This is a genomic window from Asaccharospora irregularis DSM 2635 (assembly GCF_900129815.1).
Taxonomy (GTDB): Bacteria; Bacillota; Clostridia; order Peptostreptococcales; family Peptostreptococcaceae; genus Asaccharospora; species Asaccharospora irregularis.
The window spans coordinates 10,302-30,709 of record NZ_FQWX01000016.1 but is presented as its reverse complement, the minus strand read 5'-3'; the positions used below and the strand labels follow the sequence as shown (position 1 = coordinate 30,709).

Sequence of the window (20,408 nt, the reverse complement as noted above, 5' to 3'; positions counted from 1 at the left end):
TTACAAATTTTATAACTTTTTTAATCTACATTCTTATTTTAACACAAGTTGGTAACTATGCAAACATTTTTATTACAATTTTGTAATATTTTTGTAATTATTTTGTAATTATTTTAGTATTATTAAATTATTTTCTTTAATATATTCGCTAATATCTCATGTTTATCTGTGTTTTTTGTTTGCCTCTTCAGGATTTATATAAGTTTTAACTAATTTTCTCATAATAACTTGTATCTTGTCTATATCTTCATTATCTATAACTTCTTTTAACAAATTTAGACATTCCGTTATTTTTTCCCTATTAACATCTATAGGTCTACCTATAAATATCTTTTCGTGTTCTGTATCTAACAATCCTTCTTCTGAAAGTAAAAGCTCCTCATATAATTTTTCGCCAGGTCTAAGACCTGAAAATTCTATTTGAATATCTACACCAACTTCAAATCCACTAAATTTGATTAAATTTTTCGCTAAATCCAGTATCCTAACCGGTTCTCCCATATCAAGCACAAATATCTCTCCACCCTTTGCCATAGCTCCTGCTTGAATAACAAGCCCTACAGCCTCTGGTATAGTCATAAAGTACCTGATAATATCAGGATGAGTAACAGTTACTGGACCTCCCTCCTCTATCTGTCTTTTAAATAAAGGAATCACGCTTCCATTACTCCCTAGGACGTTTCCAAATCTAACCGCTACAAATTCAGTACTGCTTGACTCGTCCATAGTCTGAATAATCATCTCAGCCGCTCTTTTTGTCGCTCCCATTATATTTGTTGGATTGACTGCCTTATCAGTAGAAATAAGTACAAACCTCTTAGATTTGTATTTAGAAGCTAATTTAGCTACATTTAATGTTCCAAATATATTGTTTTTTATAGCTTCACCAGGACTGCTCTCCATAAGAGGTACATGCTTGTGTGCAGCAGCATGAAATACAACATCCGGTCTGTATTTATCAAATATACTATCCATACGTTTTTCTTCTCTTATTGAGGCTATTATTGTTTTTAGGTTTAGCTTGTCCCTGTATTTTCTGATAAGTTCTTGTTCTATAGAATAAGCATTGTTCTCATAATTATCCAATATAATAAGTTGTTTTGGCTTAAAATTGGCTATTTGTCTACAAAGTTCAGATCCTATAGAACCCCCACCACCAGTTATAAGTACAACTCTATTTGTTATATAATTGCTTATTTCCTTTAGATCCACCCTTACAGGCTCTCTTCCAAGTAAATCCTCTATCTCTACGTCTCTAATCTTCTTTATATCTACCTTGCCATCTATAATTTCATAGATTCCTGGTATAGTCTTTATTTTGCAATTAGTATTCTTGCACGAATCCAAAATTTCTTTTTTGTCCATTTTACTTATATTAGCAATAGAAAATATTATCTCATCTATCTGATATATCTGAACTATATCATCTATATCAGAAGTTGTTCCTACAATTTTAACATTGTGTATCCTTCTTCCTAGTTTATTTTTATCATCATCTATAATTGCTACAGCAGATTTCCTTAAATTAGGATTTCTTTTTAGTTCCTGTATTACCATTCCTCCAGCAATACCCCCACCGATTATAAGAACTCTAGAAATATCCTCTTTAGAATAAGTATTCTCAGTAATAAGTCTTATTGCTCTATAAAAAATCCTAATTCCTATAGTAAGCGACACTACAAAAATTCCATTTAGTATATAAAATAAATAAGGGTACTCTATCCCAACTAGTTTGTATACTAAATACACAGGTACTATACCTAATAAACATGCAAGAAATACATAAATTATCTCTTCTTCTCCAGCATATCTCCACAGTGTACTGTAACATTTAAATAAAATAAAACTAACTGTATTTATAACAATGTAAATAAAAGCAGGAATTATCCAAACCTTAACCCCTACTTGTTCTCCCAACATCAATTTTAAAGACAACTGAAAAGCTACTAATATACTACAAACATCCAAAAACCATAGTATGACCTGTCGGACTCTATATCTATCTAGCATATTTACTCTAGGAGTGTCTTCTCTTGAATCTACTGACTTTTCGTACATAATGCCCTCCTCTATATAAAACAATCAAATAGTAGCTAATTAATAGTATATATAAATTTTAATTAATATACAAACCAAAATTAACCTAAAAACTAGTACCTTTTCTTGACACTGATAGGATTTTTATTAATCTCAAATTAACCTAATTTTGGATTGATTAACTAGATGTATTCAGAGTTAGTTTTATTGTTTTTATGTCTGATTGTATTTTCTCATTTTATAAAAATGGCTATCGATATGTATTTTAGCTCGATAGCCATTGATAGAACCTCTTATTATTTACTTATTATTGAATCATATATTTTTTCTATGTCGCTAAAGTTTGAGTTTACCTCGTAGTGTTTTCTTACAAACTTACGGCCGTTTTTACCCATTTTAAGTCTTAACTTTTCATCTTCCATCAACTTAACTATTGCTTTTTTTATTTGCTCTGGCTCTTTTGGTTCTACTATGATACCTGTTTCACCATCTGATAGTGATTCTGGATGTCCACCCACATTTGTAACTATAACAGGGACTTCACATGCCTCTGATTCTATAGCAGCCACTCCAAACCCTTCTCTAAGTGATGGGAATACTGTAACATCAAAAGAGTTGAATGTCTTAGCTACATTTTCTGGAGATACTCTACCTAAAAACTCTACATCACTTAACTCTAATTCTTTAGTTAAGGATTTTAAGTTATCCATCTGACTACCAGATCCTCCTATTTTTAGTACTATATTTTTTCCGTTATATCCGTCCTTGTACTCATCTTTTATCATCTTAAAAGCTCTTAAAAGATACTCTATCCCATATTTTTTTTCTAAACTTTTTATGATACCAATAACAAAAGCATCTTCCTTCTCAACCTCAATAGGTCTAAACCTATCCATATCTACTCCAAAGAAAGTTACATCTACATGTTTGTCCGTATATTTATTTGCTTCCTTTGCCATATCCCTACTATTTGAAAATATATAATCTGCTTTTCTAAAGTTATGCTTTATAATATTTTTTTGTATAAATCCATTGTTAGGAAAATCATATATATCAGTTCCCCATACAGATATTACGTATGGGTGATACCCAAGTAAACTTCCTATCAGACCATAACTACTTGCATACTGTGCATGTAGTATATCCGGTTTTATTTGGTGTACAAGTGTTTTTATTTCTTTGATAGAACGCATATATCCAACTTTTTTAAATATATTTTCATTTTTTAGCTTTTCGACATTGGAACTAAAATCATAGACTTTTACTCCATCTATTTCTCCGCCATTAAGAGATATAACATGAATTTCATATCCTCTGTTTTTAAAAAAGTCACACCACTTTTTAGTATGTGGATTTGAACCATCTGCTAAGTATACAATAGTTTTCATAATATCTACCTTCCTAAACATCTATATCTATTAAAAATATTTATCTACCTATAGAATAATATTCAATTCCCAACTTTTTCATATCATCTATTTTGTAACAATTTCTTCCATCAAATACTAAAGGTCTCTTCATATTTTTCTTATATTTGCTTATATCATAGTTTACTATTTCCTTCCACTCTGTCATTACAAAGCATATTTCAGCATCCATTATAGCTTCATCTATAGAGTTTGCATAGAAAATAGAGTCCCCGAATATTTTTTTAGTATTTTGAGTTCCTACTGGGTCATATACAGTTACATTGGCTTCTCTCTCTATCAAATACTGTATATTTGGAATAGATGGAGCCTCCCTTATATCATCTGTATCTGGTTTGAAAGTAAGTCCCAAAACGGCGACCTTCATTCCTTTAAAATTTTCCACTAACTTTGAAGCCTTTCTTATTAGTCTAAGCTTTTGGTTTTCATTTACCTCTATGGCTGCCTTTACTGTCTTTAATTCATATCCATTGTGAGAAGATAGCCAGTGAAGCGCCTTAGTGTCTTTTGGAAAACATGAACCTCCATAGCCTATACCCGCTTTTAAAAATTTACTCCCTATTCTATCATCATAACTCATTCCTAAAGCAACATCCTCAACATTAGCCCCTACTATCTCACAAAGGTTTGCTATATCATTCATAAAGGATATTTTTAGGGCTAGGAAATCATTTGATGCATACTTTATCATCTCTGCACTATTTCTATTTGTCACTATTATAGGTTGATTAAACGGTCTATAAATTTCCTCTAATAACTCTCTTGCCCAATCACTCTCAACACCTATCACTATTCTAGATGCATTTAAAGTATCGTTTACAGCACTACCTTGTGATAAAAACTCTGGATTTGAAGCCAACTCTACTCTCACATCATTTTTTAGGTTTTTGTTTATGTATGCTTCTATTTCTTCATTAGTTCCAATAGGAACCGTTGATTTTATTACTACTAATGTATCCTTAGTAACTGTTTGAGCTATTTGTTTTGAAACTTCTTTTATATAATCTAAATTTGCAGATCCATCGCTTCTCTCCGGTGTTCCTACAGCTATAAGTATAACATCTACATCTTCATATGCTTTTTTATAGTCAGAAGTATAATCAATTCTCCCTAACTTATAATTTTTTATCATTAATTCTTCTAATCCATCTTCATAAATAGGACATTCTCCCAATTTCATACGCTCGATTTTTTTGTCATCAATATCTACACATACTACATTTTCATGCCCCACTTCAGCTAAACATACTCCTGTAACTAATCCAACATATCCAGTTCCAGCTATAGCTATTTTCATCCTGTTTACCTCCGAATGTGTAAAACTTATATTCTTTTCTTTATAGCATTAAAAACATAAAAACAAAATACATACATGCTTTTAGGTAAACTTAAATGTTCTACATTTCTATAAGTATTCCAAGTTCTCTTTAATGCCTTTATTTTATTGCTAGATATAGAATTTCCTACTAGTCTATAATTTACTAGATCCTCATAAATTCCATATGCATACTTTTCCTTTTTTAAGATTTGTAACCAAGTAGCAGTATCTTGTCCCCTTCTAACCAAAGGCATCTCAAAATTCCCTACAATCTCCCTATCTATAACAACAGTAGAACATCCTATTATAGTATTTTTGAGTAAACCTTCGTAATCTATTTTTTCAGGAGCCCTTGCTACCTTATTAGTTTTTGTTCCATCTTCTCTCATATATCTATACGATGTAAAAGTAAAACCTATGTTGTTTTTTAACATATACTCTACTTGTGTTTCTAACTTTACTCTATCCCACAAATCATCACTATCTACAAAAGCAATAAATCTGCCCTCAGCATTTTTTATGCCTTCGTTTCTAGATACAGCAGCCCCTGAATTTTTTGCAAGTTTTATATACTTTATCCTTCCATCATCTTTTTGAAACTTTCTTATAATATCGGCTGAGTTGTCCTTAGAACAATCATCCACCAATAAAAGCTGCCAATTTTTATATGTCTGATTTTGGATCGACTCTATTGTCTCTGATAAAAACTCCGCTGAGTTATATACAGGGGTTATTATCGATACTAAAGGTTTATTCATATTTTTACTCTCCTTATATAGCAACTAGCTAGCCTACTATACTAATAAGTTTATTTATCTATTAACTTTCTTTGTTTTGCATATTTGTAATATCCTAAAGGAAAAAGCATCACATACATATACCTATCAAACAATCTATCTATATCTCTAAAACGACTAGTTCCAGATAACAATGAATACCTAGCTAAATTTATATAATTCTTTATCCACATATAAGGGTATCTATTTATTGGGTAAGTTTTTTGATTTATTAAATATAAAAACTCCCAAGCCCTACCCTTTAGGGCATTTTTACTAAGTATATTTTTAGTTAATCCGTCATCTAAATACTCAACTACCCTCAAAGGCTTATTTACGCATACCATATCGTATTTTTTTGATATTTCATGCCAAACAACACTTTCTGGCAAAAACTTCACACCCTCTACTTCCGGAAATCTATACTTTTTAAGTACATCCGTTGCAAAAACTAGGCTCTTATCTCCATCTATATTAAACTTGAAGTATAAATCTGTGAAATTATATATTTTCTTGTCATCAGGCATATTATCTCCTACAATCTGCCCATCCTTTAAGACACAAAGGCCTACTACTCCGCTAAGTCCCTTTTTATCTTTTTGTAAATCCCACTCATTATTTACTATCTCAAGAGAATTTTCTAAAACACCATCATCACTATCCACTATAAAAAATAACTCTCCATTGGAGTTTTCTACACCTATATTTATAGCAGTATGTTTGCCACCATTTTCCTTATATATATAGTTTATATCCATTTTATTTTCAGATACAAACCTATCTACTAATTTTTTAGTATTGTCCGTACTTCCATCGTCTACAATCAACCATTCAAAATCATTGAAAGTCTGTTTTTTTAAACCATTATATACATTTTCTAATAGATGTTCTCTATTATATGTCGCAGTAAATACAGTAAATTTATATTTATGCATTTTTACTACTCCCCTCTTAGCTCTTTTTTATCCCGTTAATTCCATAATTTATGAAATAATATATAGCCTTATGTAAAGGTATCTTTTCTACATTTCTATATATATTCCAAGTCCACTTAGCTGCCTTGATTTTGTTACCACTAAGAGAATTACTAGACTTTCTATACAATGCTAATACTTCATTTATCCCATGTGCAGTATGCCCCTTCTTTAAAATAGACAACCATAAAACATAATCTTCGTGCCTTACACCACTCATCCTTATATCAAAGTTTATTTTTGTCTGATCTATTACTACAGTTAGGCATCCTAATACATTACCTTTTAATAACTTCTTATAATCTACATTCTTTGGGACAGGTATAACCTTATTTAGGGGTTTGTTATTTTCATCCATCAACTCATAAGAAGTAAACGTAATCGCGTAGTTATTTTTATTCATAAAATTTATTTGAGTTTCTAACTTTTCTTTAGTCCAAATATCATCACTATCTAAAAAAGCTAAAAATTGACCACTGGCATTTTCTAGGGCTAAGTTCCTCGCACTTGAAACACCTAAGTTAGACTTGTTTCTTATGTATTTTATTCTATCATCTTTTTCTACATAAGCTTTAACTATATTAGCACTTTTATCTGTAGAACAATCATCAATTATTATCATTTCCCAATCTTGATAAGTTTGTTCTATCACAGATTTTATAGTGGCTTCAATAAATTTTTCAGAATTATACATGGGAGTAATTATAGATACTAAATTTTTCTTCATATTACCTTCCTCATCATTTATAAATTATTTATTAATTTTACTTAATATACAGTCATATATTCTTTCACAATTCTTATTGTCATTATATCTGAAAAACTTACTTCTTTCATTTTTTTGGTCATCTAAAACACAAAAATCATTTTCGATAATATCAATAAGTTTATTTACAGCTTCATTACTATTATAAGCTAAAGACCCAAACATTTCACTTTTTAAGTCTATATATGAATCTACTTTTTTTATGTACTCCTCTACATCAAATTGATAGAAAAGTATTGGTCTATTCATATATAAAAAGTCAATCGCAACACTTGAATAGTCAGTTATATTTGCAGCTGATTTTCTTATTTCACTGGCTAGTGTTACTCCTTTGTCCAAAAATATAATTCTTTTACCCGTTATATTTTCCTTTATATCGTCTATAAACTCATGCATAAGGTGATGCATATAGAACTTAATATTTATATTTTTATCTTCTAATACATTATTTAATTTTTCATCATTTAGGAAGTCCATTATATTTTTAAAGTAATCTGTATCTGTAAATTTCCCTGAATTAAACTTTATCCAGTCTCTCCAAGTAGGAGTGTATAGTATATCCCTAGTTTCTGATTTTTCATCAGTTGGCAAATTATCATATCTAGCATTTCCCACTATACATACTGAATCTTCACTCATGGACCAATCATTTACCATAACATCTTTTTCAAACTCCGAACTTGCTGTAGATATGTCATAGCTTTTTAGTAAATCGTCTATAAGTTTTTTAAATCTACCATTCATAGGCTTTCTTTTCTTGAAACTTATAGTCCCATGATTTAAATAAACCTTCACAGGCTTTTTATGGAAACAATTTAATATAGGTATTGCAAAGTTATAAGGGGCTATATCAGCTGATGGTGAATGTGAGAATATTATAGCTTTTGAATTATAGTAGTATAAGTAGTTTTCTCTACTTCCTCTTATCAATTTTTTGCCTGGGACCTTGTCAAACACCTTGCTATCCTTGTTTATGACCCAGTATATCTCAACCTCTTTGTGCTCCTTTAACATATATTCATAAAAAAACTTTGAGTTATCATTATATATGTCCCCTGAATGTCCACCAATAAGCCAGATATTTCTACGATCAAACCTACCTTTGCTAAATGGATACATAAAAAATGCGACAACCATATTTATTAAAAATTTAATCTTATCCATAAATCCCATCCTCACTATAGCTTATATTGTCTAAAACCATTAACTCTCCCCTTTATAGTAGCGCTATGGTAATCTTTATTTGAACTCAAGATAAGTCCACCTATATTTCTAACCAGTTTAGAAATCATTACCTTTAAAAATTTATAGTCTTTTCTATAGACTATCTGTTTTTTGCATAAAGCTCCAAAGCCTCGTCCATAGTTGTAATCTCTTTCGTATTTTTCTTTTGATTTTGAATGTTTTTTGGCAGGGTGGTAAATCAAATCATCTCCAAAATATCGTCCTCTAAATCCTAGAGTCAATAGATTTAGTACATAATCTATCTCCTCCCCTGAACCATATTCGCCACCTACCCCTAGTTTTTCATCAAATTTTGTGTACTTATCACTTCCAAAATTAACGAAAAACGTGATAGATGTAATAGTATCTAAAACATTTGTGCTTACTATATCACATATTCCATCGTGCATTTTTTTAAATGCATCTACTTTATTTTTGTCCATAGTCTTGCAACTATATATTTTGTATTCTATGCTTTTTTCAAAAAAATTTACTACCTTTTCTAAAGTATCATTTTCATATTCACAGTCATCATCTGGAAATCCGATTATCTGACCTTTTGCCATGTCTATTCCTAAATTTCTATTGTAGCTTAACCCTAATTTAGGACTTTTTATATATTTTATATCTAGTTTATCTGAGTACTTATCTACTATATCTTTTACTTTGTCATTTTGATTTTGATCTACTACAATAAGCTCGAAGTTTTTATAAGTCTGGTTTTCTAAGCTTTTCATAAGTAGATATATATCATCGTACCTATTTAGAGTAGGCATTATTAATGATATTAACATTAGCCTGCCCTCCTGCTATTAAAAATAGTAAAATTATCTTTGTTGTTTATAATTATATGCTTTATAAGAAGTACAATCGTAAAGTTGTATCCCACTTCTAATAGAATATTTTCTGCTAATGCATATATCAAAAACATCATTACTATAGCTATATATTTCTTTTGATCATTTATAATAAATAAATCTAATCCTTTGTATAATAAATACATAAAGAATATTAAAGAAACTAATCCCAAAAATGCATACATATAAACATACGAACTATCTAATGGGTGAGCTGCCTTTATTTCACTACTATATTTATTTCCGAACAAAGTAAGTAAATTCCCATTTTTAACTAAGTATGCATTCCAGTGTCTAGGTCTAGATGCCATTAAAGAATTAAGTGAAGAAACTTTTGCAAATACAGTTCCTACCAACAATGAACTCACTAAAAATATAAATGGTATTAATTTTAAACCCTTGGTCAAAAGTATATTGTCTTTTAAGTCGATTTTCTTCAACAACTCTACAAATACAAGAGCTCCAAAGATAGCTATAGCTCCTGTTCTACTTTTTGTAAAATAATAAATAAAAATAGTAGTAAATATAAGGAGTATCCTATCGTACTTATTATAATCATCAAATCTCAAGAAAATATATCCAGCATAAATTGCTAATGTAAACCAGAAAGGAGAGTTAGGATTTGCAAAACCAAAAGCCTCTCTTGAAACAAGTTCACCTTCAACTATTCTGTAGTGAGCCTCAGGAATAGGAGCAATATGCGGCATTAAATTTCCAATTATAATACTTCCAACTATAAATATTAAATTTAAAATAATATAACTCTTGACTACATAATCATCCTCAATATTTTTGATAGCTATTGCAAGCAATACTATCATCAGTATTGATCCCTCTCTTGTCAAAAGATACAACATCATTGTAGCTAAAAATATTATTATTTCTGTTTTATTGTGACTCTTTTGAATTGCAAACTGTAATAGTAATAGCACAAAAGAGCCATAGAATAATGCAGACATAAAAGTCGAAGGTACAATTCCGTCCCTTATTATGAAAATAGCATATCTTCTAGCTATTATAGCTAGCAAAGTTATTGTATATAAAATTTTACTTATTATAGAACCCTTATCATCACTTCTTAAACTGTTCATCTTATCCTCTCCCCTTTAAGGTTAGTAGGGTATTACTTACAAATATTTTAAAACATTTCCAAGCCTTGCTTATTCCGCTTAGGTGTTTACTTTCCAAGAAATAACTTCTTTTTTTGGCCCAGCTTTTTCCCCACCAATGTATACCATAAGTATCTTCTTTTATACAATTCAAATAAAAGTCTTCCTTATAGCTAAATGGGTAGAAATACTGTTTATCATATATGTGTATACCACCTTCATAGTTGTTTTTGTCTATTTTAGAATAATTATTTTCAACTATATGAGTCATTACCTTAGGAATAGTGAAAAAATCAGCACTTAGTATATCTTCTTTGTAAAAGTCCATCATCTTTTTGAAGAATTCATGTCCTTTTACACTTCCTATAATTCCTGCACTCATATATTTTTCATCTTCATAACCAAAAAACACTTCGTTATCAAGAAGAGGTGTTATATCTCTTATTATTTGCATATCAGTGTCCATATAAACACCTCCATGCTCATAAAGAACCTTTATTCTTATGTAATCAGATATAAATGCCCACATTTTTTTATTATAACATTCTTCTAAAAACTTTTTTCCTTTTATTTCTTTTTCTATGTCAAAATTTTTTTCGTTCCATTCTATTATTTCATAGCCAGGTAGTTTTTCTCTCCATGAATTGATACAAATATTTTCTAAGTTTCCCTTAGGTCCGCCGATCCATACATAATGTATTTTTTTAGGTATCAAAAGAGCACCTCCCTACATATATTCTTGTCTATTTTTTTCCTTTAATATTTCAACTATTTTTTTTACATCTTGAGCTTTGTCTTTTCTACAAACCATTACAGCATCATTTGTGGATACAACTATTAAATCGCTTACTCCAATAGTACTTATCAACTTATCATCTGAATAAATAATAGAGTTGTCAGTGTCTATAGTTATATTTTCTCCTCTTTTTATGTTGCCCTCGTTGTCTGTTGGATATATAGCACCCAGAGAATCCCAAGAACCAACATCATTCCATCCAAAATCTCCCGGAACTACCACAACATCATTGCTTCTCTCCATAACACCGTAATCTATAGATATAGAAGGAATAAGAGGGTATACACTATCTATTACCTCTTGCTGGCAGTCTGTACCTATACAATCATTTATTTCCTCTAGTTTTTCATATACCTTAGGTAGGTATCTCTTGAAGTCTTCTAATATTTTTGAGGCCTTCCACACAAACATCCCACTGTTCCATACATATTTCTTGGAATCTACATACTCCTTGGCCTTGTCAAAGTTAGGCTTTTCCACAAACTCAAGCACCTCATAAGCACCTTCTGATACTTGGTTTTCTCTAGAAAAGTTTATGTATCCATATCCTGTAGATGGAAATGTAGGAGTTATTCCTATTGTAATTAACTTATCGTTTTGTTCAGCTATTTTTATAGCTTTTTTTAAAACCTTAGTAAACCCTTCTTCGTCTTTTATATAATGGTCAGCTGGATAAACACACATTATCCCATCACCGTATTTTTTCATTATATTTATAGCAGCAAAACCTATAGCAGCTGCTGTATTTCTAGCACAAGGCTCCATAAGTATATTTTCATGAATACACTTATCTTTTACTATGTTTTTTAGTGCTTCTCCTTGTTTTTTGTTGGTAACTATAAATAAATTTTCTTTAGATGAAAGTGAATTTATTCTATTTATAGTTTCATTTATAAGTGCATCATTTCCACTTAAATTTATAAGTTGCTTAGGAACTTCCTGTCTACTCAAAGGCCAGAAACGAGTTCCTCCTCCTCCAGCCATTATGACATTGTATACTTTCATATTTTTCTCTCCTTAGCTATATAGAATCGACTATCTCCATTGTAGAAGCCATAAGCTTATCTATTTTTTTTCTTACACTTTTTTCACTGTCTGAGTTAGAACCAAAATAGAATTTTATCTTAGGTTCTGTACCTGATGGTCTAACTGCTATCCAAGAACCATCTTTAAGTAAAAACTTAAGTACATCAGCCTTAGGTAGACCGTCTACCTCACCCTTATAATCTAGAACTTTTTCTACTTCTATATCAGCTATATTTTCTATCTTAGTATTTCTAAAATAATGCATCATCTCTTTTATTTTTTCTACACCATCTATTCCCTTTAAAGTAAGAGATTTTAAATCTTCTTTGTAGTACCCAAACCTTTCATATGTGTCTATAAGACCTTCATATAAGCTCATATTTAAGGAAGAATAGTATGCAGCCATCTCACATATCATAAGAGATGAAACCACAGCGTCCTTGTCTCTGGCATGAGTACCTATTAAGTATCCATAACTTTCCTCATATCCCATTATAAAGCTTTTACTATCCTCGCCTTTTTTTGCTGCTTCTTCAAACCCAGTTATCTTCTCACCTATAAACTTAAATCCAGTTAAAGTGTTTAAACAATCAACTCCATAGTGATTTGCAATTTTTGCCCCAAGTTCTGAAGTTACTATAGTTTTTATTATAGTAGGATTTTTTGGAAGTCTATCAGTACTTACCAAGCTCTCTATCACATATCTAACAAGCAAAGATCCAACTTGATTTCCATTTAAAACTACATATTCACCCTCTAAATTTTTGACAACTATCCCAACTCTATCACAGTCTGGGTCTGTCCCTATTATCAAATCTGCCCCATTTGATTTTGCCATTTCTATAGCTATATTGAACACAGATTTTTCCTCAGGATTTGGATATTCTACAGTTGAAAAATTGCTATCTGGTAATTCTTGCTCTTTGACTACAGATACATTTTCAAAACCAGCTTTCTTTAGCGCCTCTCTTACAGGTATATTTCCTGTACCATGTATAGGAGTAAATATTATTTTTAGGTCTTTTCCATATCTATCTATAACATCTTGTCTTAAAATTTGCTTGTTAACAGCTTCTATAAAATCAATATCTATTTGCCCATCCAAAACCTGTATTAGATTTTTATTTATACCTTCATTAAAATCTAGAGTCTTTATTTGGCTATAGTCTTCAATCTTGTTTACTTCACTTATTATAGCATTTGCTTCATCTAAACAAACCTGTCCTCCATCGCTTCCATACACCTTGTACCCATTGTATTCCTTTGGGTTGTGACTAGCAGTGATTACTATTCCCATCGCACAGCCTAAGTATCTCACTGCAAACGAAAGCTCTGGTGTAGGTCTTAGATCATCAAAAATATATGCTTTTACATTATAAGCCGCTAAAGTTTTCGCAACTTCCATACAAAACTCTCTAGACATGTGTCTACTGTCATGTGCTATAACCACACCTTTTTTCTTGCCTTCTTCACCCATAGTCTTAGATATATAATTTAAAACTCCTAAAGTAGCACGTCTTACAGTGTAGATGTTTATTCTATTAGTTCCCGCTCCTATTACACCTCTAAGACCTCCTGTACCAAACTCCAAGTCTTTGTAAAATCTCTCTTCTATTTCTTTTTCGTTATTTTTTATTTTAATTAACTCTTCTTTTGTATCTTTATCAAAATAAGGAGAATCTAACCACATGTTATATGTCTCTTTGTATCCCATATTCTCACCCTTTCTAAAGTCATAATTTATTTTAATAACCTAGTTTGTTGTCTCATTATCTAGGAATAAGTTTATTTTTCACCTTTTTTAGTATATCAAATGCCAATCCTACTTCTTCTACTTTCATTATTATTACTAATAATGAGTAGACTACAACTCCAGATAAAACTGATCCAGATAAGGATATTAGCTCTTTTATCATTCCGGCACCAAGTATTAAATGTAGGTTGTTGTATACAAATAGAGTCACAACACCCATAATCGCTGAGGCAATCATACTTTTTATACCTGTTTTTATTATTTTATCCCCTCCAAAGTATCCTGTTTTTCTCTTTAGAGATATAAATAATAAAACAACTGTTATGATTGATGAAATACTAGTAGATATAGCTAGTCCCGCATGGCCTAATGGTTTTATTAGTAAAAGGTTTAAAACTATGTTTATAGCTAAAGCAATACTTCCATTTATCATAGGAGTTTTTGTGTCTGACTTTGAATAAAAAGCTCTATAAAGCACATCCCTGATACCACAAGCAAGAAGCCCCACTGAATAAAGTCTAAGTGCAATTGATGTAAGCTGTGTAGAATTTGCATCAAATTTTCCTCTTTGAAATAATATCCTAACTATTGGTTCAGCTAAAACTATAGCTCCTATTGCAATAGGAAGAACCACCAAAATTATACAATTTGACGATTTAACTATTGTACTTATATAACCTGAGTTATTGTCTTGATTTGACATTTTAGATAGCTTAGGATAAATAACTGTTATTATAGATGTTACAAATAGCGCCATAACAAACTCATTTAACCTGTTTGCATAGTTTAGAGCTGCTAGTTGTCCACTTGGCAAATGAGTTCCTAATAATCTATCTACAAACACATTTAACTGACCTATTGCAACACCCATAAGCATAGGTAAAACCAAAACTGCCAATTCTTTTATAGACTCATCCTTTATATTTACATAAGGTTTGTATCTATAGGATTTTTTAAATGCAAAAGGCAGTTGAAAAAGTAGTTGAGTAGACATAGCAAGTAAAGCACCTGCAGGAAGTACATACAAATTTGTGTTTGCACTTATTATAATAGAAGCTATTATGATGATATTATAAGGAAGCCCTATAAGTCCCGGAACCACAAAGTTATCATTTACCTGTAAATAAGAACTAAACAGCTTACTTCCACTTAAAAATAAAACTCCACTTATCATTATCTTGGTAAACTTAACTGCTATTTCAAACTTTTCTCCCTTAAATCCTCCGGCAAATACTGTCACAAACTCTCTTGTAAATAAAAGTCCTAATACAGCAATTACTATCGCCATTATATAACATATATTTAACACATTATTAGTAAATTTTAACGCTTGTTCTTCGCCATATTTTTCCTTAGTATTAAAATACATAGGTATATATGTCGTGGCAATTGCAGAACCTATAACTGCTATAATAAGCCCCGGTATGTTTAGAGTTACTACAAATATATCTGCAATATTTCCTGTTCCATAGAAATTTGCAAGGACCATCTCTCTAAAAAATCCTAAAACTTTTGAAAGCATGGTTGCCACCATAATCCAAAGCGCCGCTTTAGCTGTTTTTGACATCTTAATTCTCCTTATCTTTTAAGCTATATCGTCAGACATACCTCATTAATAGATTTTTGAAAATATATCCACTTAATAGTATTAATCACTCTTTAATCCAATATTATACTTGATACCTAAACGCTCTAAAAGTAATAATAACCAATAAAATTATTAGCATCAACGACGATATAAATGTTTTTGTAAGGAGGGCATTTACAAAACTGTACTCTCCTATTTCAAACCCAACCTCAGTAATATCGTCTATATTATTATTTTTTATAAACTTTTCTTGTCGATATGTCAGCTTGTCGTTGCATACCATTATCGGAATATCTTCTTTTGCTGAAACCACTCCTAGCGAAATATATTCATTAGAATCTGATCTCTTGCCAAACTCAACATTAGCCGTATATATTTTTTTTGTTTCATCTCTATCATAAAATTTATTAATCAAATCTATATTAGTATCAGACTTGTTTATTTCTTTTATTCTTTCGTAGTTATCAAGAGTATTTTCTACATCTGAAATAAATTTTTCCGAGTCTCCTATTGTATAAACCTTGTCTAATTTTTTTCTTTTTAAAAAATCCAATTGATAGCTAAAATTCTCATCTTGTGCCCATATTATAGGCATAGAATTTCTGGCAGCATAAGAATAAATAGATACAGCATTTTCAAGACCTGCATTTGAACTCATTAAAAACGCCTTATCAAATCCTGTAGTTCTATATATTTCCCTGGCAATTTTTAGCGAAGTATCATATCTATCTTTACCCCTAATTCTATTTACCTTTATATCCATCTTTTCTAGACTACGCTCTATATCCTTAGATACAGCATCTAGACCACCTACTATAGTGATTTTTTCAACTCCCAATTCCTTTATGTAGTTTCTAGTAACTCTTCCTATTCTCTCGCTTTTAGTTACTAAAATAGGTGCATCTTTTGCATAAGCTAAAGGAGTTGCACTTATACTATCCACTATAGACTTTTCATTTATAAGAATTGCCTCTTTCGAACTTTTAAAAACTCTTTTATTTAGATCTCTAGATATTTCTGCCATACTTCCCTCTAATAATTCTTTGTTCGCTACTTCTGCATATATAACCGAGCTACTAGAAATAGAAATTGTCAAAATTAACGACAATACAGTTGCAATCTTCTTTATCATATACTCTCATATCCTTTTCCATTTTTTTAGTATTCTCTAAAACATAAAAAAGCTCTTAATAAGAGCTTTTTTGTGTGAATAATCTAATATTTTAAAATTATCTAGCTCCATCTCCTGTTAATATAACCTTAACAGTCCTAAAGAGTATCTTAAAGTCAAGTAATATACTCCTATTTTTTATATAGTACATATCTTCTTTAAGTTTTTCTTCAGGAGTAATTTCATATCCGCCGTTTACCTGCGCCCAACCCGTAAGACCGGGTTTGATTGATAGTCTATTTATAAAACCAGGTATTTCTGTATTAAACTGAAAAGTAAATTCTGGTCTCTCTGGTCTAGGTCCTATTAGACTCATATCACCCTTTAATATGTTGAATAATTGTGGAATCTCATCAATTCTAGTCTTTCGAATAAATTTACCAACTTTGGTTATTCTAGGATCTTCTTTTTCTGCCCACTGAGCTCCAAATTTTTCTGCGTCCGTTCTCATAGATCTTAACTTATATATATAAAACCTCTTTCCGCCTTTTCCTAGTCTTTCTTGTTTGTAAGTTATTGGTCCTTTATCTTCAATTTTAATAAGAATTCCAAATATCGCTATTAAAGGTAATCCAACTACCAAGCCTACCAACGACAAAATAATATCTAATACCCTTTGATAAATGTCAAAAAAGGTATTGCCTTTTACTAATTTATAATCAATATCACACACTATTTCATCACAGTTTATTGCTGGATAGCCATTAGCCTTTGGAACTTCACAACTTTCATTTGTATATCCAGACATAATTACCTCCATATTGGAATAAAATTTTAAACTATAAATTCCGACTTATTTCTATATTATACTCAATAATCTAGATATTATCAATACAATATACACTATTGTAAATAATTTTAACCCTTACATAAATTATCATCTCTTCCTATTTTTTGAATTACAAAATAAAAAGAGATGACTATTATTTTTTACTATTTTATAGAATCTTCTATACCCTTACCTATTTGAGTTCCTATAGTTTTTACTTTTGTCGAACTATTAAGCAGTCCCATATCATAGGCATTATCTATAAATGCACACTCGATAAGTATTGCTGGTGCATTAGTGTTTCTAAGTACATATAAGTAGTCAGTTCCACTACTATTAAGTCTTGTTTTTATACCTCTATCTTTAAAGCTAAATTTTTCCAAAATTCTATTTAAAACATTTTTAGCTGCAGTTTTGCTAGGTCCGCCACTTGCATCTCTGTGGTTATAATATACCTCTACTCCATTACCTGATCCGTTTGAAGCATTGTAGTGAACACTTGCAAATAAATTAGTATTTATAGCATTAGATATAGCTGATCTTTGTCCTAAAGTTAGAGTCTTATCAGTATCTCTAGTAAGTACTACATTTACCCCTTGAGATCTTAAATACTCTGTAGCAGCTAAAGTTGTATCTAAAGTATAGTCCTTTTCTCTTGCTCCACCGTTTAAATTACTTCCTGCACCTGGATCTGCACCACCATGACCTGCATCTAAAACTACTGTTTTATTTCCAGCTGTATGTTTTGATAAACTACTAGCTATAGAATTCATTACAGTACTTCTTAGTTTTCCACTCACCTTATAAACTACTCCTGCTGACTTGTTTTTAAGGTTTGTTTCGTGGTAAGCTGATACATAAGTTGTAGGAGTTATAAGTATAGGAGAATTCAAACTCGCCCCCAAAGGTCCTGCTGTTATAGCATCTACTAAAACATTCGACTCTGCCACTAGCATAGCATCTAAGGAGCTATCTGGGTAGAATCTTTCTATCACCTTGGCATTTGTCTCATGTCTATCTTTTCCAGATATTCTGTTTTTATATATACTGTTTTCAGGATCATTTACATGTTTTGGTGTTATATCAGCCATTTTATGTATTATATCTACAGCTATAGAATCCTCTCCACCTATAAAATAAGCAGTATCTAGGTTCTCTGATTTTAACCAGCTATATATACCACTTGGTATAGAATTTTTGTCTGTTAGTATTATAGGTTGTTTGTCTTGTCCTGCCTTTGCAGCAATAGTAAGGGCATCTACTTCCCCTGCGAATGCGTTTGCCATATAAACTTTATTTACGTCATGGTACTTGTCTATTTCTTTTGCTATAAGTAAAGATGTGTCGTGTCTATTTTCTCCATTTAAACGAAGAATATTAGAATTTGTTGTAGATTTTATTTGATTTTCAACGTTTTTAGAAACAGATTTTTGGTCTCCTACTATTATTACGTCTCTAGGGTTTAATCTTTTTAGTTCTGATTTTATGCTATCTGGCATACTTGAACTATTGGTTATAAGTATAGGTGCATCATAAGTTGTGGCTAGAGGAGTTGCTATAACACCATCTATCACTGTTTCTGCATTTACTATGATTACCTTGTTAGAACCATTTGGCCATCCTTCTTTACTTATACCTATAGCTGTTTCAAATCTAGTAGCACCAGAAAGTGTTTTAGTAGGGGCAGCTGTTTTTCTGATATATTGAGTTACAGCCATGTTAGATACTGTACTATCTATTATATATTCTTGTGTTACGTCATAATCACTTAGGTTTAGTCCTAAACTTTTTAGTTTTTCTTTGTCTAATACTTCTTTTTTGTCGCTTTTGTTTAGGTCTATGCTTTGCAATTCCCATACGTTAAGGTTTTCAGGGTCTTTATTGAAAAATATTTCTCCCTCATATGAATCTGTCTGTGAATTGTAGTTTATTGTTGTACTTAAGGGCATGTCGTAGCACATGTAGTTTAATGTAATACTGTCTGCGTCTTGTTTTTCTTTGAATTTTACGCTTACTTTAGATTTGCTCCCCAGTACTACACTTTTCTTTTCTAAATTTATATTAATACTTGAGTCAGTTTTCACTATATTTTCATTAGCAAAAGCCATATTTGGGGCTAGTATTGCTATAGTCGCTATTCCACTTGTAAGTAATCTTTTTCTCTTATTCATCATTCTCCTCCTATTATATCTAAAAACTAATTTAATTATATCATAATGGTTACAAAAATGACATAATTTTACGTTTACAACATATATGGGTAAATATTCTTTTACAAAGGTTTTCTTCTTTTAATATACGACATTTTTAGATATAGTTTTAATGGAAATTTGAAATAAAATATACGGGATAGGAGTTTATTATTTTTTGTCTAGACTGTTTTTATAACGGTTACAAATCTGTAAATTTTTGTGGGGTATAAAATTATAATTTCTCGACTTTTTTTAAAAGGTATAGTATAATACTTTATAGGAAGAAAGAAATTTCGAACATCTCTTTTTTCCGTATTTCTCACACAAAAAGCCCCTAGAGTAATCTAGGGGCTTTTTATTTTGGAGTGAGTGGGTGTGGGGGGGCTCCGGGTGAGATAAGAAATAGCCTTCCCTCCAGGCAGTCAAGCTGCAATGTCGGTTCAGTCTATTTTCTTATCTCACCCTCCGCCGCCTCCTCCACATCAATCCGAATATAAATTAGCCCGGGGGGCGAGAAGTAAAAAACATTTCAACACAGGCAGCCAAGCTGCTGTGTTGGTTCTGTCTATTTTCTTATCTCACCCTCCGCCGCCTCCTCCACATCAATCCGAATATAAATTAGCCC

16 protein-coding genes are annotated in these 20,408 nt (G+C 31.0%); all 16 read right to left on the bottom strand.

From position 1 onward, the window contains the following. Positions 1–162 precede the first annotated feature (162 nt). Positions 163–2,058 (bottom strand): polysaccharide biosynthesis protein, encoded by a 1,896-nt coding sequence (locus tag BUB34_RS07835; RefSeq protein WP_143153355.1) that lies wholly within the window; start codon positions 2,056–2,058, stop codon positions 163–165. A gap of 275 nt (positions 2,059–2,333) precedes the next feature. Further along, entirely contained in the window at positions 2,334–3,425 is a 1,092-nt protein-coding gene (locus BUB34_RS07830) for a glycosyltransferase family 4 protein (protein ID WP_073126212.1), read from the bottom strand. 40 nt (positions 3,426–3,465) lie between these two features. After that, positions 3,466–4,761, bottom strand: coding sequence for a UDP-glucose dehydrogenase family protein (locus tag BUB34_RS07825; protein ID WP_073126210.1), 1,296 nt, complete (start codon positions 4,759–4,761; stop codon positions 3,466–3,468). Positions 4,762–4,787: 26 nt separating this feature from the next. After that, the gene (locus tag BUB34_RS07820) at positions 4,788–5,540 is read right to left on the bottom strand and encodes a glycosyltransferase family 2 protein (protein WP_073126208.1); all 753 of its coding nucleotides are present in this window, start codon (positions 5,538–5,540) and stop codon (positions 4,788–4,790) included. Between the two features lie 50 nt (positions 5,541–5,590). Next, positions 5,591–6,493, bottom strand: coding sequence for a glycosyltransferase family A protein (locus BUB34_RS07815; protein WP_073126206.1), 903 nt, complete (start codon positions 6,491–6,493; stop codon positions 5,591–5,593). A 16-nt stretch (positions 6,494–6,509) separates the two neighbouring features. Further along, the gene (locus tag BUB34_RS07810) at positions 6,510–7,259 is read right to left on the bottom strand and encodes a glycosyltransferase family 2 protein (protein ID WP_073126205.1); all 750 of its coding nucleotides are present in this window, start codon (positions 7,257–7,259) and stop codon (positions 6,510–6,512) included. A 24-nt stretch (positions 7,260–7,283) separates the two neighbouring features. Further along, entirely contained in the window at positions 7,284–8,462 is a 1,179-nt protein-coding gene (locus BUB34_RS07805; protein ID WP_073126203.1) for a CDP-glycerol glycerophosphotransferase family protein, read from the bottom strand. 14 nt (positions 8,463–8,476) lie between these two features. Then, positions 8,477–9,316, bottom strand: a complete 840-nt coding sequence (locus tag BUB34_RS07800) for a glycosyltransferase family 2 protein (RefSeq protein WP_073126202.1) — start codon at positions 9,314–9,316, stop codon at positions 8,477–8,479. Further along, complete coding sequence (locus BUB34_RS07795) at positions 9,316–10,470, bottom strand: hypothetical protein (RefSeq protein ID WP_073126200.1); 1,155 nt, start codon at positions 10,468–10,470, stop codon at positions 9,316–9,318. The genes BUB34_RS07800 and BUB34_RS07795 overlap by 1 nt, the downstream gene beginning before the upstream one ends. Before the next feature lies 1 nt (position 10,471). Then, positions 10,472–11,203 carry a glycosyltransferase gene (locus BUB34_RS07790; protein ID WP_073126198.1) on the bottom strand — a complete coding sequence of 244 codons (732 nt, stop codon included), beginning with the start codon at positions 11,201–11,203 and terminating at the stop codon, positions 10,472–10,474. Between the two features lie 12 nt (positions 11,204–11,215). Beyond that, positions 11,216–12,289 (bottom strand): mannose-1-phosphate guanylyltransferase/mannose-6-phosphate isomerase, encoded by a 1,074-nt coding sequence (locus tag BUB34_RS07785; RefSeq protein WP_073126197.1) that lies wholly within the window; start codon positions 12,287–12,289, stop codon positions 11,216–11,218. Positions 12,290–12,305: 16 nt separating this feature from the next. After that, positions 12,306–14,024, bottom strand: coding sequence for a phospho-sugar mutase (locus BUB34_RS07780; RefSeq protein ID WP_073126195.1), 1,719 nt, complete (start codon positions 14,022–14,024; stop codon positions 12,306–12,308). A gap of 55 nt (positions 14,025–14,079) precedes the next feature. Continuing rightward, positions 14,080–15,630, bottom strand: a complete 1,551-nt coding sequence (gene murJ, locus BUB34_RS07775) for a murein biosynthesis integral membrane protein MurJ (RefSeq protein ID WP_073126193.1) — start codon at positions 15,628–15,630, stop codon at positions 14,080–14,082. A gap of 103 nt (positions 15,631–15,733) precedes the next feature. Continuing rightward, positions 15,734–16,783 (bottom strand): cell wall-binding repeat-containing protein, encoded by a 1,050-nt coding sequence (locus BUB34_RS07770; RefSeq protein WP_073126191.1) that lies wholly within the window; start codon positions 16,781–16,783, stop codon positions 15,734–15,736. A 97-nt stretch (positions 16,784–16,880) separates the two neighbouring features. Next, a complete protein-coding gene (locus tag BUB34_RS07765) occupies positions 16,881–17,570 on the bottom strand; it encodes a sugar transferase (RefSeq protein ID WP_084120290.1) in 690 nt (229 codons plus the stop codon). Positions 17,571–17,755: 185 nt separating this feature from the next. Then, complete coding sequence (locus BUB34_RS07760; protein WP_073126189.1) at positions 17,756–19,762, bottom strand: N-acetylmuramoyl-L-alanine amidase; 2,007 nt, start codon at positions 19,760–19,762, stop codon at positions 17,756–17,758. Positions 19,763–20,408: the final 646 nt, after the last annotated feature.

Excerpts from the sequence above, each read along its gene's own strand:
- BUB34_RS07830 (WP_073126212.1), bottom strand. The coding sequence starts at position 3,425 with ATGAAAACTATTGTATACTTAGCAGATGGTTCAAATCCACATACTAAA.
- BUB34_RS07770 (WP_073126191.1), bottom strand. The coding sequence starts at position 16,783 with ATGATAAAGAAGATTGCAACTGTATTGTCGTTAATTTTGACAATTTCT.
- BUB34_RS07810 (WP_073126205.1), bottom strand. The coding sequence starts at position 7,259 with ATGAAGAAAAATTTAGTATCTATAATTACTCCCATGTATAATTCTGAA.
- BUB34_RS07820 (WP_073126208.1), bottom strand. The coding sequence starts at position 5,540 with ATGAATAAACCTTTAGTATCGATAATAACCCCTGTATATAACTCAGCG.
- BUB34_RS07760 (WP_073126189.1), bottom strand. The coding sequence starts at position 19,762 with ATGAATAAGAGAAAAAGATTACTTACAAGTGGAATAGCGACTATAGCA.
- murJ (WP_073126193.1), bottom strand. The coding sequence starts at position 15,630 with ATGTCAAAAACAGCTAAAGCGGCGCTTTGGATTATGGTGGCAACCATG.
- BUB34_RS07805 (WP_073126203.1), bottom strand. The coding sequence starts at position 8,462 with ATGGATAAGATTAAATTTTTAATAAATATGGTTGTCGCATTTTTTATG.
- BUB34_RS07835 (WP_143153355.1), bottom strand. The coding sequence starts at position 2,058 with ATGTACGAAAAGTCAGTAGATTCAAGAGAAGACACTCCTAGAGTAAAT.
- BUB34_RS07800 (WP_073126202.1), bottom strand. The coding sequence starts at position 9,316 with ATGTTAATATCATTAATAATGCCTACTCTAAATAGGTACGATGATATA.
- BUB34_RS07765 (WP_084120290.1), bottom strand. The coding sequence starts at position 17,570 with ATGTCTGGATATACAAATGAAAGTTGTGAAGTTCCAAAGGCTAATGGC.
- BUB34_RS07785 (WP_073126197.1), bottom strand. The coding sequence starts at position 12,289 with ATGAAAGTATACAATGTCATAATGGCTGGAGGAGGAGGAACTCGTTTC.
- BUB34_RS07795 (WP_073126200.1), bottom strand. The coding sequence starts at position 10,470 with ATGAACAGTTTAAGAAGTGATGATAAGGGTTCTATAATAAGTAAAATT.
- BUB34_RS07780 (WP_073126195.1), bottom strand. The coding sequence starts at position 14,024 with ATGGGATACAAAGAGACATATAACATGTGGTTAGATTCTCCTTATTTT.
- BUB34_RS07825 (WP_073126210.1), bottom strand. The coding sequence starts at position 4,761 with ATGAAAATAGCTATAGCTGGAACTGGATATGTTGGATTAGTTACAGGA.
- BUB34_RS07815 (WP_073126206.1), bottom strand. The coding sequence starts at position 6,493 with ATGCATAAATATAAATTTACTGTATTTACTGCGACATATAATAGAGAA.